Raw genomic sequence first — 16,318 nt, 5'->3', positions numbered from 1 at the left:
TTTTGTCTTCAATTATCAAAATATTTTCAGGACTTGTCTCATAGAATGTGAAAAGAATTTGCTTTTAGACAAGGGGAGGCTACATGAATCGATTTGTAAAAGGGGTTATTTTGCTATCTGTCGCAGCTTTCATTGCGGAGTGTATAGAGTTCTTAGTCAATATGATATTAGCGAGAGAGCTTGGAGAACATGGAATGGGTCTATATATGAGTATCCTTCCAATCATCATGCTTGTCCTTGTGATCGCTAGCCTAGAGCTGCCAGTCTCCATTTCTAAATTCATTGCAGAATCACACGAGCGGCTTCACAAAAGTATGCTCCGCCATGCTTTTAAAATGACGCTTGTCGTGACAAGTACAACAACGGGGATAGCAGCGATTGTACTGCCTTTTATTCCCGTGTTTCAATCGTATCATCCGCTTATGAAAGGCATGGTGCTGTCTCTTATTCCGATTATTGCGTTTACCTCCATTGCACGCGGTTATTTTATGGGAAAGCAGCAAATGGGCAGAATCGCCCTAGCCAATATGCTGAAAAAAACGATCCAGCTCATCTGCTTGTTTTTATTTTTCCATTGGTATTCCTTTGATATTGAAACAGCGGTACTCATCGCCATCGGTGTCATTGTTGCGAGTGATCTTGTCGTTTTTATTTATTTATACTCCCAATACGTCATGGCGAAAAATGCTGTGAATGTCAGGTCTGTTGAATTAAGAGGAATTGACGTGAGAAAGCGCCTGTTGGCCGTTTCCATTCCGACAACTGGCATGCGTATCTTTCATGCGGTCGCTAATGCCGTTGAGCCCTTTTTAATCAAAGGAGCGCTCGTTGCAGCAGGTATCTCTGGAACACTTGCTGTCGATCATTACGGCATGCTAGCTGGTGTTGCGATGTCGATCGGTTTTTTTCCAGCGTTTATTGCCCATTCCATCATGATTGTGATGATTCCGAATGTATCTGAGGCCTATGCCTTAGGGCAGTATGACCTTGTGAAAAAACGTGTCAGGCAAGCGATTCTCATTACGTTTGGGTATGGAGTGCCGGCAGTGATGGTGATGTATTATTTTGCTTATCCGCTCACGCAGCTCTTTTTTGACTCACCGCAAGCTGCAGTCTATCTGCAGCTGCTCTGGCCGTACTTTTTATGCCATCTGTTTGTGATGCCATTTCAAGCGTGTTTAATCGGTATGGGGCTGATTAAAGATGTGTTCCTACATAATATATGGGTGCATGTCGTCTCATTTTCTATGGTGTATTTCCTCGGATCCATTGAAAGCCTGAATATGATGGGGGTTATATTAGGGATGAACACGGGCATGCTGCTATTGACTGCCCTGCATTATGCAACCATTTGTAAGGAGCTCGGCGTTTCAATGTTTCTTAGAATAAAAAAAGCTTGAATGTCATCTTCATCAAGAGGGCAAGCTATAAGAAAACTGGGAAGGAAGATCCTGATGAAACGTAAATATCTACCCGCCAGTCTTCTCATGATGACCCTTCTTTTATTTCTGATGAACACAGAGGCAGAAGCGAAAAAACCTGTAATGGCGCCGAGAATAGAGGTGCCTACACTAACTGGTGAAACGCAAATCGTGCCGCCAAAAGGAAAACGAACGATCCTGCATTTTTGGACAACATGGTGCCCGTCCTGCAAAATGGAGCTACCAGCCTTTGAGCAGATCGTGAAAGAAAATCAAAGTGATGTGAACATTCTGACCGTTAATTTACTAGGTGCTGAACAAAGTAAAAATGCTGTCGCCCAATTTGTGAAAGACAGAAAGTTTACTTTTCCGATCGTTCTTGATGAGCACGGAGAAATGATGAAGAAATATCAAATCATCACGATTCCGACCACTTTTTTTATTAATGAAAAAGGAGAAGTGGTGAAAAACCATGTAGGTCCACTGACGAAAAAGCAAATCAAAGAGTGGACGGATTCATAAAACAAATGCTCAACTGTCAGAACCAGCGGCTATTCCGTTGGTTCTTTTTTAGTGTTCAATTGCTTTTCATCTGAATAAACTGTGCTCAGAAGAGAATAGAAGGGTCTGCAACAATAATGATAATTATTATCAAGAAGAAATTATAATAATTATTAATTGAAAATTAGTGAGAACCTGTTATAATGAGTTACAGACCGATAAAAAGCTTGAAATAGCAGAAAATATAGATGGAAAACGGAACAGGCAACGATTGGTGATGTGAAAATCATTATCAATTAGAGAGGAGAAAACAATCATGAATGAGAATACAGCACTTTATCAAACGACAAAACAAGAGGAATCGAAATGGTCCTTCCGCAAATGGGCACAGCATGGAGAATTACTGGCAGCAGGCATCTCGGGAATTCTCATCTTGATTGGATGGGTTCTAAAGGATGAAAGCATGTGGAGTATCCCTCTTTTCATCCTTGCTTTTGTCATTGGAGGATTTGCAAAGGCGAAAGAAGGAATCGAAGAAACGATTTCGTCTAAGACACTGAATGTTGAACTTTTAATGATTTTCGCAGCGATTGGCTCAGCTATCATTGGATATTGGGCAGAGGGAGCCATCTTAATTTTTATTTTTTCATTGAGCGGTGCACTTGAAACGTATACGTCAAATAAAAGCAAGAAAGATTTAACAGCATTAATGAGCATTGCACCAGATGAAGCAACTTTAATTGAAGAAGATGGTACGACCATTCAAATAGCCGCTTCATCATTGACACCAGGTGACCGTATTATGATCAAAGCTGGGGAACGCATTGCAGCAGATGGTGTGATTATAAGCGGGCGAACAAGTGTGGATGAATCAGCACTCACGGGTGAATCCGTTCCTCAGGAAAAAGGGCAAGGCGAAGATGTGTTTGCAGGAACAGTGAACTTAAATGGTTCATTAACAGTAGAAGTAACGAAACATAATGAAGAAACGCTTTTTCATAAAATTATTAAGCTTGTCGAATCCGCTCAAGAAAGTGTTTCGCCAAGCCAAGCATTTATTGAAAAATTCGAAGGAGCATATGTAAAAGGGGTGTTAATCACCGTCGCGATTTTAATGATATTGCCTCATTTTGTGCTCGGGTGGAGCATGAGTGAAACCTTTTACCGGGCAATGGTGTTTATGGTTGTTGCTTCACCATGTGCGCTTGTTGCATCGATTATGCCAGCCGCACTGTCACTTATCTCAAATGGCGCAAGAAACGGAATGCTTGTGAAAGGAAGCGTCTTTTTAGAAAAGCTAGGCACAAGTAGCATGATAGCTTTTGATAAAACGGGGACGATTACAAGCGGGAAGCCAGCTGTAGAACAAGTTGTGATAGCCAAAGGGCAAGATGCATCTGCTTTTTATCAGGCGCTCTATCAAATTGAAAGTCAATCAAACCACCCATTAGCTAAAGCAATTTCGGATATGGCAAAAGAGCACCAAACTGAAAGAGCAGCCCATGTCACCATTGAAGAAACCTCTGGTTTTGGTGTAAAAGCACAATTAAATGGAGAAACGTGGCGGATTGGGAAAAAAGACTTTGCTGGCAAGGCTTCAATGGCCCGCGAGATTGAAGAGACGGCTGATGATCTTTCGGCACAAGGATACACAGTGGTATATGTTCAAAAGGATCAAGAAGTTGCCGGTTGCCTTGGTCTTAAGGATCAAATCAGACCTGAAGCCAAAAAAATGATTCAAGAGCTAAATGCTTTAGGCATTCAAACAGTCATGCTGACAGGAGACCAGCAACAAACAGCTGAAGCCATTGCGCAGGAAGCCGGCATCCAAACCGTTGTGGCTGAATGCCTTCCAGATGAAAAGGTAAACGAAGTCAATCGATTAAAAAAACAAGGTGATTCGATCATTATGGTAGGAGACGGGATCAATGATGCACCAGCGCTTGCCACGGCAGATGTTGGGGTTGCAATGGGCGGGGGCACAGACGTTGCCTTAGAAACAGCGGATCTCATTTTAATGAAGAACAATTTAAATAACTTAACAAAAATGATCCGCCTTTCAAGAAAGATGAATCGAATCATTAAGCAAAACATTATTTTTTCATTAACAGTCATTTGTCTGTTAATTTGTGCGAATTTCTTACAAGTCCTTGATTTGCCTGTTGGTGTCATTGGGCATGAAGGAAGTACAATTTTGGTCATTTTAAATGGACTGCGTCTGCTCCGTGCATCTTAAGCAACACAAAAGCGCACCTGGCTTCTGCCAGTGCGCTTTTGTGCGAAATACAGTAAAAACTGATACAATAGATCAGTAGTAAAACGTGTGAGGAGGATCACGATGAACCGAATGAAGAGCTTGTCTTCTTGGCTAAAGAAAAAAGACATTCAAGGTGCATTTATACATACAAAGGAAAATGTATTTTATCTATCCGGATACTTCACAGAGCCACACGAGAGAGTGATGGGGCTGTTTGTGTTTCAAGAAGCAGATCCATTTTTCATTTTACCTAAGATGGAAGTCGAGCAGGCAAAGAATGCTGGATGGTCAGGTGATATCATTGGATATGAAGACCACGAAAACCCATTTGATTTCATTCAAACGGCAATAGAAAAACGAGGTGTACGAGCGACCCGTCTTGCGATTGAAAAAGAGTCGATTCCGCTTCAAAGAGCAGAACAGCTTGAGGCCGTCACCGGGGCAGAAACATTCGTCCGGGCAGAAGAGGAGCTAAACCAGCTAAGACTGATTAAAGACGAAACAGAGATTGCTACACTGAAAAAAGCCGCTCAATTGGCAGATGAAGGTGTAAAAATTGGGGTCAATGCCTTAAAAGAAGGTGTCACAGAAACAGAAGTACTCGCTGTCATTGAATATGAACTAAAGAAAAAAGGCATCCAAGGTATGTCCTTTTCCACAATGGTTCTATTTGGAGAAAAATCAGGCGAGCCTCACGGAAATCCAGGTCAGGCAGCCTTAAAAAAAGGCGATTTTGTGTTATTTGACCTTGGCGTGATTGTCGATGGATATTGTTCAGATATTACAAGAACATTCATCTACCAAGAAGCATCTGAAAAGCAAAAGGACATCTATCAAACTGTCTTAAAAGCAGAAATGGCAGCACTTGAAATGAGTCAGCCAGGCGTGAGAATCGGTGACCTTGACTTAAAGGCAAGGGGGCTAATCACAGAAGCGGGCTATGGCGAATTTTTCCCTCACCGACTTGGACATGGATTAGGGGTTTCTGTTCATGAGTTTCCTTCTATGAGCCAAGCGAATGATGATCTTTTGCAAGAAGGCATGGTGTATACGATTGAACCGGGGATTTATGTCCCAGGAGTCGGCGGCGTGAGAATTGAAGATGATGTTCTTATTACAGCAGATGGTCCAGTCACCTTAACCAATTATCCGAAAGAGCTGACGATCATCAAGTAAAGAAAAAAATCACGATGAACGTCCAAGTATTGGAAGTGTCATCGTGATTTTTTGTCACTCTTTTCGATCCTTATCAACAAAAAAATCATCAATTGATTGAAACGGTTTGATTTTATGTTCTTTTCCTAAAGGATGTAGTGCAAAGCGAGCAGAAAACAAAACAGCCATACATAATATGATCCATATGATGATACCCATCTTGAATTCCCCTTTCCATCCAGTGATTTGTTCAGCTCACATACATCTTAAAGTATGAAACGCTTACCATATCAAGAGAAAGTAGGAGGAAAAATGCCAAACATAAGGGAGATTGCGAAAAGAGCGGGCGTATCTGTGACAACCGTATCGCGTGTGATGAATCATCATCCTTATGTCAAAGAAGAAAAACGAGCACGTGTACTGAATGCGATGAAAGAGCTTAAATATACGAGAAATATTCAGGCTGTGCATTTAGCAAGGGGCTACACGAATATGTTCGGAATCGTTCTTCCGACGATTGATCACTCTTATTTCAGCGGACTTGTCACAGGTATTGCCGAGAAGGCACAGGCACGCGGCATGCACTTTGCTTTGTTTCAAACGGGGTATGATCCTTTAAAAGAAAAAGAAGCATTGATGAGCTTAAAGGAGCGGCGTGTGGACGGATTAATCTTTTGCTCAAATGCATTAAGTGATCGAGACATTTTAAAGTGGCAGGAATCTGGTCCTATTATTTTTTGTCATCCAGCGCCATATGATGACTGTTCAGCAGTGTCGATTGCACATGATCAAGCATTGAAAGAAGGACTTCGTCATTTAGTGGCTTGCGGGCACGAGCGAATTGCAATTGTTCTTGCTAGAACAGAAGGCGCAAATAGTCAGTCGCGCCTTCAAGCTTATCAAGATATGATGCAATCGCTCGGGCAGGACATTGATGAGGAATGGATCATCGAAGGGAAGCTAACGCTTTTTGATGGAAAGCAATTATTTGCAGAATGGCAGAAGATGAAGAATCGCCCCACTGCATTATTCATCACAAATGACGACGTGTCAGCAGGCTTTTTATTAGAAGCGCAGCGTCATCATATAAAAGTAGGGGAATCACCAGCCATACTCGGCTTTCAAAACGGACAATTGAGTGAGGCTTTAGGGATTTCCAGCATTGACATTCCGCTCAAACAAATGGGTCAGGAAGCATTTGATTTGTACGAACGGGCGTTAAAGGGAGAAGCCCCAAAAAAAAGAGTGCTGCCATTTCGCCTGATTGAGCGGACAACCACCGTATTGAAAAACAATCGTTGACGCACGTTTCATCTGTTTTGTACGATAAGAGGGATTGAATAAGAAGGAGGTGGGGATGTTCATGGAATCCTTCACCGTTGATAAAGCGTTAAATAATAATGTCATCATCGCAATACACCCTTCTTTGGGCGAAGTGGTTCTGATTGGAAAAGGAATCGGCTTCGGAAAAAAATCGGGTGATGTCCTCGACCAAGCAGCGTTTGAAAAGATGTTTGTATTAAAAAACACGAAAGAACAAACAGAATATAAACAGCTGCTTCATCACATTGATGAGAACATCATCGAGCTTGCCAATGACGTCATTTACCATATACGAGAAAAAATGGGTCATCGCCTGAATGAGCATATTCATATCGCACTGACTGACCATATTGCCTTCAGCTTTAAGCGAGTGCAGCAAGGGTATGATATTACCAATCCTTTTATGCTGGAGACACAATCGCTGTACCCGAAAGAATACGAGGTCGCAAAGGAAGTTGTTGAACTGATAAATGCGCGGCCTGATGTTGAAACAAAGCTGCCAGAAGGAGAGATCGGTTTTATTGCGCTCCATATTCATTCGGCTTTAACGAATCGGCCTTTATCTGAGGTGAACCGTCATTCTCAGCTCATCACGCAAATGGTCCAAGTCATAGAAGATTCATTTCATATGAAAGTAGACAGAGAAAGTATTCATTATTTACGCTTATTGCGCCATATTACGTTTTCGATTGAGCGTATTAAACGGGAAGAATCATTAGAGGAGCCAGAAAAATTGCTTCATCTATTGAAAAATGAATATCCTTTATGCTACAATACTGCTTGGAAAATGATCAAAATTTTGCAACATGCATTGAAAAAGCCTGTACATGATGCAGAGGCTGTCTACCTGACACTTCACCTGTACAGATTGACGAATAAAATTTCATAGTTTCCTTGAAACGTGTAACTGATTCGATCAGGCATGAGTGACTTAAGGTAAATACAGGATAAGATCCTGTTATTTGCGCAACCTTATATCACCATGCCTTTTTTTGTGTTTGAAAGTGAAATGTAAACGGTTAATTATGAAATGTACGTCAAGGAGCCACCCGAATGTATGTTGTAAGCGAAAACAAAAGGAGGTTCAACCAGTGTTTAAATCACTTTTTGGTGTGTTGCAAAAAATTGGACGAGCACTTATGCTTCCAGTTGCGATCCTTCCTGCTGCCGGTATTTTACTAGCACTTGGAAATGCGATGCAAAATCCGCAGCTGATTGATGTAGCTCAATTTTTAAACAATGATACAATTCAGCTTGTTGCAAGTGTCATGGAAAACGCGGGGAATATTGTCTTCTCGAATCTTCCACTCTTATTTGCTGTAGGGGTTGCCATCGGTCTTGCCAATGGGGACGGAGTGGCGGGAATTGCCGCGATCATCGGTTATCTTGTCATGAACGTGACGATGAGTGCCGTATTAATGGCCAACGGATCGATTCCGTCAGATTCAATCAAATTGGCCAAGTTCTTTAAGGAAAGCCATCCAGCGTATATTAATATGCTCGGCATTCCGACCTTGTCTACCGGCGTTTTTGGCGGGATCATTGTCGGGGTATTAGCAGCTTATATGTATAATAAATTTTACAAAATTGAGCTCCCGCAATATCTTGGTTTCTTTGCAGGTAAACGTTTTGTTCCAATCGTGACGTCCATTTCAGCACTTATTTTAGGACTTTTGATGCTAGTCATCTGGCCGCCAATCCAAGGTGCACTGAACTCGTTTTCAACAGGACTGCTTGCAGCGAATGAACCGCTTGCTGCCTTTGTATTCGGTGTGATTGAACGCTCACTAATTCCGTTTGGTCTGCATCACATTTTCTACTCGCCATTCTGGTATGAGTTCTTTAGCTATAAGAGCCTATCAGGAGAGCTTGTCCGTGGTGATCAGCGTATCTTCATGGCACAAATCAAAGATGGTGTTCAGCTGACAGCCGGAACATTCATGACTGGGAAATATCCGTTCATGATGTTTGGACTTCCAGCAGCAGCACTTGCGATTTACCATGAAGCAAAACCTAAAAATAAAAAGCTTGTAGCTGGAATTATGGGTTCAGCTGCACTGACTTCTTTCTTAACAGGGATTACAGAACCGCTTGAGTTCTCATTCTTGTTCGTTGCACCAGTATTATTTGCCATCCACTGTGTATTTGCTGGATTATCCTTTATGATCATGGATCTTCTAAACGTGAAAATCGGTATGACTTTCTCAGGAGGGTTAATCGACTTCTTCTTATTCGGTATCCTGCCAAACAGAACAGCTTGGTGGCTTGTGATTCCAGTTGGACTCGTACTCGCTGTCATTTATTACTTCGGATTTAGATTTGCCATTCGCAAATTTAATCTGAAAACACCAGGCCGCGAGGATGAAGCAGCAGATGGTGCAAGTGAGGCGAAGTCTGAAAAAGGTAACGACTTGCCGTATGAAATCCTTGAAGCAATGGGTGATCAAGAAAACATTAAGCACCTTGATGCTTGTATCACGCGTTTACGTGTCACTGTTAATGATCAGAAGAAAGTCGACAAAGACCGCTTGAAAAAGCTTGGCGCATCAGGTGTGCTCGAAGTAGGGAACAACATTCAGGCAATCTTTGGTCCGCGCTCTGATAATTTAAAAACACAAATGCAAGACATCATTGCAGGCCGCACGCCTCGTCCAGCGAAAGACCCTTCTGCAAAAGAAGAAGTCAGCCAGCAGGTCGAAGAAGTCATTGCAAAGCCGCTTCAAAACGAGCAAGGGGAAGAAATCTTTGCTTCACCAATAACAGGGGAGCTTCATCCGATTACAGATGTACCAGATCAAGTATTCTCAGGGAAAATGATGGGTGACGGTTTCGCCATCTTGCCAAAAGAGGGAACGGTGGTTTCACCGGTCAAAGGGAGAATCTTAAATGTGTTCCCAACGAAACACGCAATTGGCCTGCAATCTGATGGTGGACTTGAAATTTTGATCCACTTCGGTATTGATACGGTCAGCCTCAAAGGAGAAGGATTTGAAGCATTTGTACAAGAGGGAGATCAAGTAGAAATCGGTCAAAAACTTTTAGAGGTTGATATTGATAAAATTAAGTCAGAAGTACCATCTTTGATGACACCTATTGTATTTACAAACTTAGCTGAAGGACAATTTATTGACCTTCAAGAATCCGGTGAAATCAAAGCTGGCCAAGAAAACATCATGAAAATTTCAAAATAATTTTCATAACTGCCGTTCTTGTTAGATGACAAGCTCGGCAGTATGATATAATATTGTGGATGTATTAATTGTATAAAAAGGAGATTGATAAAAATGGCTCAACAAACATTCAAAGTAACTGCAGATTCTGGAATTCACGCACGTCCTGCAACAGTTCTTGTACAAACTGCTAGTAAATATGATGCTGATATCAACTTAGAATATAATGGTAAAACAGTGAACCTGAAATCTATTATGGGTGTAATGTCTCTAGGAATTGCGAAAGGTGCTACGATCACAATCTCTGCTTCTGGTTCTGATGAAAATGATGCACTTGCTGCGCTTAAAGACACAATGAAAAGTGAAGGCCTAGGCGAGTAATGCAACAACTGAAAGGAATCGGTGCTTCAGCAGGCGTTGCGATTGCAAAAGCATATCGTCTGGAAGAACCAGATTTAACAGTTCACCAAAAAGACATCAATGATCCAGAGACAGAAGTGAAACGTTTTGAAGAAGCAATTCATGTGTCTAAACAAGAACTTGAAGCAATTAAAGAGCATGCGCTAAAAGAGCTTGGCCAAGACAAAGCAGATATCTTTTCTGCACACCTTCTTGTGTTAAGTGATCCAGAGCTGCTAAACCCAGTAAAGGATAAAATCAAATCTGATAAAGTAAATGCTGAATTTGCTTTAAAAGAAACAGCGACTATGTTTGTCACAATGTTCGAAGCAATGGACAATGAATACATGAAGGAACGTGCAGCTGACATTCGCGATGTAACAAAGCGTGTCACTGGACATTTGCTAGGCGTTGACATTCCAAACCCAAGTATGATTTCTGAAGAAGTCATTATCATTGCAGAAGATTTAACACCGTCTGATACTGCTCAATTGAACAGACAATTTGTCAAAGGTTTTGCGACAGATATCGGTGGTCGTACTTCTCACTCAGCCATCATGGCAAGATCAATGGAGATTCCAGCAGTTGTTGGAACAAAAGAAGCAACAAAAACGGTGAACAACGATGATCTCATCATTGTTGATGGTATTACTGGAGACGTCATCATTCAGCCTTCTGAAGATGAAGTGAAAGCGTATCAAAAAAAGCATGAAGACTTCTTAGCTCAAAAAGCGGAATGGGCGAAACTTGTTGACCAGCCAACGGTCACAAAAGACGGCGTTCACGTAGAGTTAGCTGCAAATATCGGAACACCTGAAGATGTAAAAGGTGTGCTTGAAAATGGCGGCGAAGCAGTCGGATTGTACCGTACAGAATTTTTATACATGGGCAGAGATCAGCTTCCAACAGAAGAAGAACAGTTCGATGCGTATAAAACAGTTTTAGAGAAGATGGAAGGCAAAGCAGTGGTTGTTCGCACACTTGATATTGGTGGCGATAAAGAGCTTCCTTACTTGCAGCTTCCAAAAGAAATGAACCCGTTCCTTGGCTACAGAGCGATCCGCCTTTGCCTAGAGGAGCAGGAGATTTTCAGAACACAATTACGCGCCTTACTTCGTGCAAGTACATATGGAAACTTGAAAATCATGTTCCCTATGATCGCGACGTTATCAGAATTTAGACAAGCAAAAGCCATTTTACTTGAAGAAAAAGAAGCATTGGTTGCCGCTGGTACAGACGTATCTGATTCGATTGAAATCGGGATGATGGTAGAAATTCCATCAACAGCTGTTATCGCAGATCAATTTGCAAAAGAAGTCGATTTCTTCAGTATTGGAACAAATGATTTGATTCAATATACAATGGCTGCTGATCGAATGAACGAACGAGTGGCTTATCTCTATCAGCCATACAATCCAGCGATTTTACGTCTGATTACGCTTGTTATTGAAGCAGCGCATAAAGAAGGTAAATGGGTTGGCATGTGCGGTGAGATGGCAGGAGATGAAATCGCCATCCCGCTTCTACTTGGATTAGGGTTAGATGAATTCTCAATGAGTGCAACATCTATTCTTCCTGCAAGAACGCAGCTAAGCAAGCTGTCTAAGGAAGAAGCTGCATCATTTAAAGAGCATATTTTATCACTTAGCACGACAGAAGAAGTTGTTGACTTCGTCAAGAAAACCTTCCAAAAAAACTAGGTGAATCAAACCAGACAGGATAAACTGTCTGGTTTTTTTGTCGAATTTTATCATTTTAGGTCATATCGAGCAGAGAGAAGGGCATCCTAAAATAAAAAAATGGAGGTGACGAGATTGCCTTTTTCAGACTATAAGCCAGGTGATCAAGTGTATGTCATTTATCGAAATCCACATGCAGCAAATGTAGCTCAAATTAAAGAAGCAGAAATCGTATCACATCCATATAATGAAGAAGAACTAGCCCTGTTTTTATTAGAAACGTATCATCCATTAGCGCCAGATGATGCCGTATTTCCAACATACGAAGAAGCAGAAGCTCTTTATCAAGACTTGTTTGAATAAGGGAGATATTAGAAAGGATAAAAGCCATTCTTAGCGGTTAAAGTAACCGTATGGAAACCTTAAAGGTAAGGATGTGCTAAATATGATCAAACCTTTCGTCCCCCAGCTTGTTTATATTGAACCTCGGGCGCTGGAGTACCCGTTAGGACAAGAGCTGAAGGAAAAGTTCGAAGGTATGGGAATTGAAATAAGAGAAACAACTTCACATAACCAGGTGAGAAATATCCCCGGGAAAAATGACTTACAAAAGTATCGTAATGCAAAATCAACGCTTGTCATTGGTGTGCGGAAAACATTAAAGTTTGATACATCTAAACCATCTGCGGAGTATGCCATCCCATTTGCGACAGGATGTATGGGACATTGTCATTATTGCTATCTGCAAACGACAATGGGAAGTAAGCCGTACATTCGCACGTATGTCAATGTAGAAGAAATATTAGATCAGGCTGAGCAGTACATGAACGAGCGTGCGCCGGATATCACAAGATTTGAAGCCTCTTGTACCTCTGACATTGTAGGGATTGACCATTTGACACATACACTGAAGCGAGCAATTGAATATTTTGGACAAACCGATCTTGGTAAGCTTCGCTTCGTCACAAAATTTCATCATGTCGATCATCTATTAGATGCAAAGCATAACGGGCGAACAAGATTCCGCTTTAGTATCAATGCAGATTATGTCATTAAATATTTTGAACCCGGAACATCACCGCTGGATCAGAGAATTGAAGCGGCTGTCAAGGTGGCAAAAGCAGGCTATCCACTTGGCTTTATTATTGCTCCGATTTACATTCACGAAGGCTGGCAGGAGGGGTATAAAATTCTCTTTGAAAAGCTTGATGCCGCCCTTCCAGAAGATGTGAGGCATGATATTACCTTTGAAATGATTCAGCACCGCTTTACAAAACCAGCGAAGCGTGTCATCCAAAAAAACTATCCGAAATCAAAATTAGAATTAGATGAAGAAAAAAGAAGATACAAGTGGGGTAGATACGGAATTGGAAAATATATCTACCAGAAAGACGAGGAAAAAGAACTAAGACAGACGTTAGAATCATATATCGAACAGTACTTTCCGTCTGCAAAAATTGAATATTTTACTTAAAACAAGCCTTATCGGCTTGTTTTTTCTATTTAAATTTTCTTGCAACTATTGAATGCGGTACCAATTTTGCCGATATACAAAATAAGATGCGAAAGTAGGATGTAGGGGTGATGAGATGTTTAAGAAACTTCAAGTGAGGATAGCTGTTTTTATCTCAGTTATTTTAATTTTAACTGTCGTGGCGGTTCAAGTGGGTTCCAACATAGTGTTAAGACCACTCATTGAACGAGATGCAAAAACCTCCACAGCAGCAACGGCAGAAAGCATGAGAGACATCATAGCACTAAAGCTTGATAATTACGGTAATACGATAAACAAACTGGCAACAAGTACACTTACTGAGGATTTTGCGCAGAAACAAACAAAACAAACATTGGCATTTGAAAGCGATGAACTAAAGGGATTACAGGAGCAGGATGAACTCATTTCGCTTGCTTATATTGGAACAAGTGATGGCAAAATGTTCGCTTTCCCAGAGTCCGATTTTGGCGAAGGATATGATCCTTCTAAACGAGATTGGTTTATTCAATCCGCTGAAAAGCCTGATGAAGTGCTGTGGACAGACCCATATATTGATAAAGCAACGAATGAAATGGTTGTCTCAGCCACTAAGGCAATCGTCCAGAATGGAAAAGTCATTGGGGTCGCTGGACTTGATTTGAAGCTGTCGTCCATTCAATCCTTTATAAATGAACAAAAGATTCCTTATATGGGAACCGCTTTCTTAGTTGATGGCACAGGCACCATTTTGGCCCATCCAACAGAGCAAGGGAAAAATATATCAAAGGTCGCTTCTGTGAAAAAAGCGATCGACAATTCTGGAATTGATGATAGCAAGCAGCTGACTGTTATATCTAAAATTAAAGAAGCCAATTGGACGATAGGAGTCAGCTTTGAGAAAAAGAAACTGCTTTGGATCACTGAACAAATGAATCAGACAAGTATCATCATTTCTGTCATTGCCATTATACTTGCCATGATTTTAAGCTTTTTATTAGCAAAAAGCATTACAACACCAATCAAACGTCTAATAGAGCATGTTCGTAAAGTGTCTGAAGGCGATTTAACCAGCTCGCTTGATACAAAATCCCAGGATGAAATCGGTTTCCTCACGAAAAGCTTTAATCAAATGACAGAGGGGATTAGGGATTTAATTGAAAAAGTAAAAGGTGCTTCAGACCAGGTTGTGAAATCAACGGATGAAGTCACGCAAATTTCAAATGAGACCTTGCTGTCTAGCGAACAGATTGCAACGGCCATTCAAGAGGTAGCTGCAGGGGCGACTAAGCAGGCATCAGAAGCTGAAACAATTAATGAGAAATCAGAGCATTTGTATGAAAAAGTACGTCATATGGGCGAGCTTGCCACGCAGATGCAAACCAACTCAAAATCATCTGAAGATGCGAGCTATAGAGGGCTCGATGCGCTAGGCCAGCTCGTCCAAAAATCAACACAAGCGAATGAAGAATCGAAGAAGGTAGAGCAAATGCTGCTTGACCTTGAGCATAAAACGAAAAATATAGAAAACGTCGTGACAGCGATCTCTGAAATCTCAGATCAAACGAATTTACTTGCTCTGAATGCAAGTATAGAAGCAGCGAGAGCAGGAGAAAGCGGACGAGGTTTTGCAGTAGTCGCAGAAGAAGTCAGAAAGCTTGCTGAGCAATCTGCACAATCAACAAAACATATTAGTGAAACCGTGAAACTCATTCAAGATGAATCGAAAAAGGCAGCTGAAGCCATGACGGCAGCAAGCAAGATGAATGAGGAACAAGGTGATGCCATCAATGCAACAGGTGAGGCACTCAGCAGCATCACAATGGAGATGCAGGCACTTGTCGGCTCCATTGACAGCATTCATACACAAATCAATGAAATGACAGAAGAACAGCAAAAAATGAATGATTCCATTCAGAGCATTGCGGCCATTTCAGAGGAATCTGCGGCTTCAGCTGAGGAAGTACATGCTTCTACGGATGAACAAGTACAAGCTTTAGAAAGAACAAAAACCTCGACTGAAATGCTGAACGAATCAAGCGAGGCATTACGTCAAGCGGTTGACCGGTTTAAGCTGTAATCGAAAGGAAAGGAACCTTGCAACGTGAGCAAGGTTCTTTTTGTATGCTAAAATAAGAGCAAAAGGAGGTGTTGACATGGATGTCAATCTATCTGGAAAAAAAGCATTGGTCGCTGCGAGCAGTCAAGGGATCGGAAAAGCAATAGCCTTTGCTTTAGCAAAAGAGGGCGCAGATGTGATGCTCTCAGGAAGACATGAGAAGACGCTGAAAGAAACAGTCAAAGCCTTGTCCCCGCATGTAAAAGGGGAGCTGACTTATCAAGTATGTGATCTATCTGACGCCGAGCAAATCAAGGCGCTTGTCGAGGCAGCGGCGGGTGATGAAAAGCGTCTAGACATTCTTGTGAACAATACAGGCGGTCCTAAAACAGGGACGCTCGAAACCTTAACTGATCAAGATTGGATGGAATCATTTCAGCTTCATTTACTAAGCTATATTCGATTACTAACAGAGGCTTTGCCTTATTTAAAAAAACGCGGCGCACGCGTGTTAAATATTGCGTCGATGTCGGTGAAAGAACCGATTCCAGGCTTAATGCTGTCGAATACATTTAGACCGGCGATTGCTGGATGGACAAAAACAGTCGCTCAGGAGCTTGCGCAAGATGGCATTTTGATCAATACCTTAGCTCCGGGAAAAATTGAAACAGAGCGCGTCAAACAGCTGGACAAGCACCGCGCACAAACAGAGCATCAATCGGTTGAAGAGATCAAAGCACAAGCAGAACGTGCGATTCCGCTTGGCCGGTACGGACAGCCACAGGAATTTGCGGCATATGCGGCTTTTCTTTTATCTGAAGCCAATACATATATGACAGGTCAAACACTGATTATTGATGGTGGATTGACAAAGTCTCTTTAA

General features: G+C 41.6%; 14 protein-coding genes and 1 pseudogene. 14 read left to right on the top strand and 1 reads right to left on the bottom strand.

What is annotated here, in order from left to right; translation table 11 throughout:
• Positions 1 to 83: 83 nt before the first annotated feature.
• The 4 genes from IEE86_RS07555 (at position 84) to IEE86_RS07540 (ending at position 5,355) form a co-directional block, all read left to right on the top strand.
• A complete protein-coding gene (locus tag IEE86_RS07555; protein ID WP_191096653.1) occupies positions 84 to 1,400 on the top strand; it encodes a polysaccharide biosynthesis protein in 1,317 nt (438 codons plus the stop codon).
• Between the two features lie 54 nt (positions 1,401 to 1,454).
• Complete coding sequence (stoA, locus tag IEE86_RS07550; protein WP_191096652.1) at positions 1,455 to 1,943, top strand: endospore biogenesis thiol-disulfide oxidoreductase StoA; 489 nt, start codon at positions 1,455 to 1,457, stop codon at positions 1,941 to 1,943.
• A 295-nt stretch (positions 1,944 to 2,238) separates the two neighbouring features.
• Positions 2,239 to 4,158, top strand: a complete 1,920-nt coding sequence (locus IEE86_RS07545; RefSeq protein WP_191096651.1) for a heavy metal translocating P-type ATPase — start codon at positions 2,239 to 2,241, stop codon at positions 4,156 to 4,158.
• Between the two features lie 102 nt (positions 4,159 to 4,260).
• Positions 4,261 to 5,355 carry a M24 family metallopeptidase gene (locus tag IEE86_RS07540; RefSeq protein ID WP_191096650.1) on the top strand — a complete coding sequence of 365 codons (1,095 nt, stop codon included), beginning with the start codon at positions 4,261 to 4,263 and terminating at the stop codon, positions 5,353 to 5,355.
• Between the two features lie 54 nt (positions 5,356 to 5,409).
• Here IEE86_RS07540 and IEE86_RS07535 read toward each other — a convergent pair whose 3' ends face one another.
• On the bottom strand, positions 5,410 to 5,553 hold the full coding sequence (locus IEE86_RS07535; RefSeq protein ID WP_180275569.1) for a hypothetical protein: 144 nt from the start codon (positions 5,551 to 5,553) through the stop codon (positions 5,410 to 5,412).
• A 93-nt stretch (positions 5,554 to 5,646) separates the two neighbouring features.
• On the opposite strand from IEE86_RS07535, the gene IEE86_RS07530 reads away from it, so the two are divergent.
• From IEE86_RS07530 to IEE86_RS07490, 10 genes and pseudogenes are all read left to right on the top strand, one after another.
• Complete coding sequence (locus IEE86_RS07530) at positions 5,647 to 6,636, top strand: LacI family DNA-binding transcriptional regulator (protein ID WP_191096649.1); 990 nt, start codon at positions 5,647 to 5,649, stop codon at positions 6,634 to 6,636.
• Positions 6,637 to 6,691: 55 nt separating this feature from the next.
• On the top strand, positions 6,692 to 7,546 hold the full coding sequence (glcT, locus tag IEE86_RS07525; RefSeq protein ID WP_318010265.1) for a glucose PTS transporter transcription antiterminator GlcT: 855 nt from the start codon (positions 6,692 to 6,694) through the stop codon (positions 7,544 to 7,546).
• 202 nt (positions 7,547 to 7,748) lie between these two features.
• Positions 7,749 to 9,848: a glucose-specific PTS transporter subunit IIBC gene (ptsG, locus tag IEE86_RS07520; RefSeq protein ID WP_191096648.1), complete on the top strand. Its 2,100-nt coding sequence runs from the start codon at positions 7,749 to 7,751 to the stop codon at positions 9,846 to 9,848.
• A gap of 93 nt (positions 9,849 to 9,941) precedes the next feature.
• Positions 9,942 to 10,208 carry a phosphocarrier protein HPr gene (locus tag IEE86_RS07515; RefSeq protein WP_003211078.1) on the top strand — a complete coding sequence of 89 codons (267 nt, stop codon included), beginning with the start codon at positions 9,942 to 9,944 and terminating at the stop codon, positions 10,206 to 10,208.
• Entirely contained in the window at positions 10,208 to 11,926 is a 1,719-nt protein-coding gene (ptsP, locus tag IEE86_RS07510; RefSeq protein ID WP_191096647.1) for a phosphoenolpyruvate--protein phosphotransferase, read from the top strand. Before IEE86_RS07515 ends, ptsP begins: the two co-directional genes overlap by 1 nt.
• Positions 11,927 to 12,040: 114 nt before the next feature.
• Positions 12,041 to 12,268 (top strand): transcriptional regulator SplA domain-containing protein, encoded by a 228-nt coding sequence (locus tag IEE86_RS07505; RefSeq protein ID WP_003211490.1) that lies wholly within the window; start codon positions 12,041 to 12,043, stop codon positions 12,266 to 12,268.
• A gap of 82 nt (positions 12,269 to 12,350) precedes the next feature.
• On the top strand, positions 12,351 to 13,379 hold the full coding sequence (splB, locus tag IEE86_RS07500; RefSeq protein WP_191096646.1) for a spore photoproduct lyase: 1,029 nt from the start codon (positions 12,351 to 12,353) through the stop codon (positions 13,377 to 13,379).
• A 115-nt stretch (positions 13,380 to 13,494) separates the two neighbouring features.
• Positions 13,495 to 14,517, top strand: a pseudogene (locus IEE86_RS19655) (cache domain-containing protein); the annotation flags it as partial.
• A complete protein-coding gene (locus tag IEE86_RS19650) occupies positions 14,509 to 15,456 on the top strand; it encodes a methyl-accepting chemotaxis protein (RefSeq protein WP_411955688.1) in 948 nt (315 codons plus the stop codon). The pseudogene IEE86_RS19655 and the gene IEE86_RS19650, both read left to right, overlap by 9 nt.
• Positions 15,457 to 15,532: 76 nt before the next feature.
• Positions 15,533 to 16,318, top strand: coding sequence for an SDR family oxidoreductase (locus IEE86_RS07490; RefSeq protein ID WP_191096644.1), 786 nt, complete (start codon positions 15,533 to 15,535; stop codon positions 16,316 to 16,318).

Source organism: Bacillus crepusculi (genome assembly GCF_014764715.1).
Classification (GTDB): Bacteria; Bacillota; Bacilli; order Bacillales; family Bacillaceae; genus Bacillus.
The sequence above is the reverse complement of the archived record's forward strand: the minus strand, read 5'-3'. Positions and strand labels throughout refer to the sequence as shown.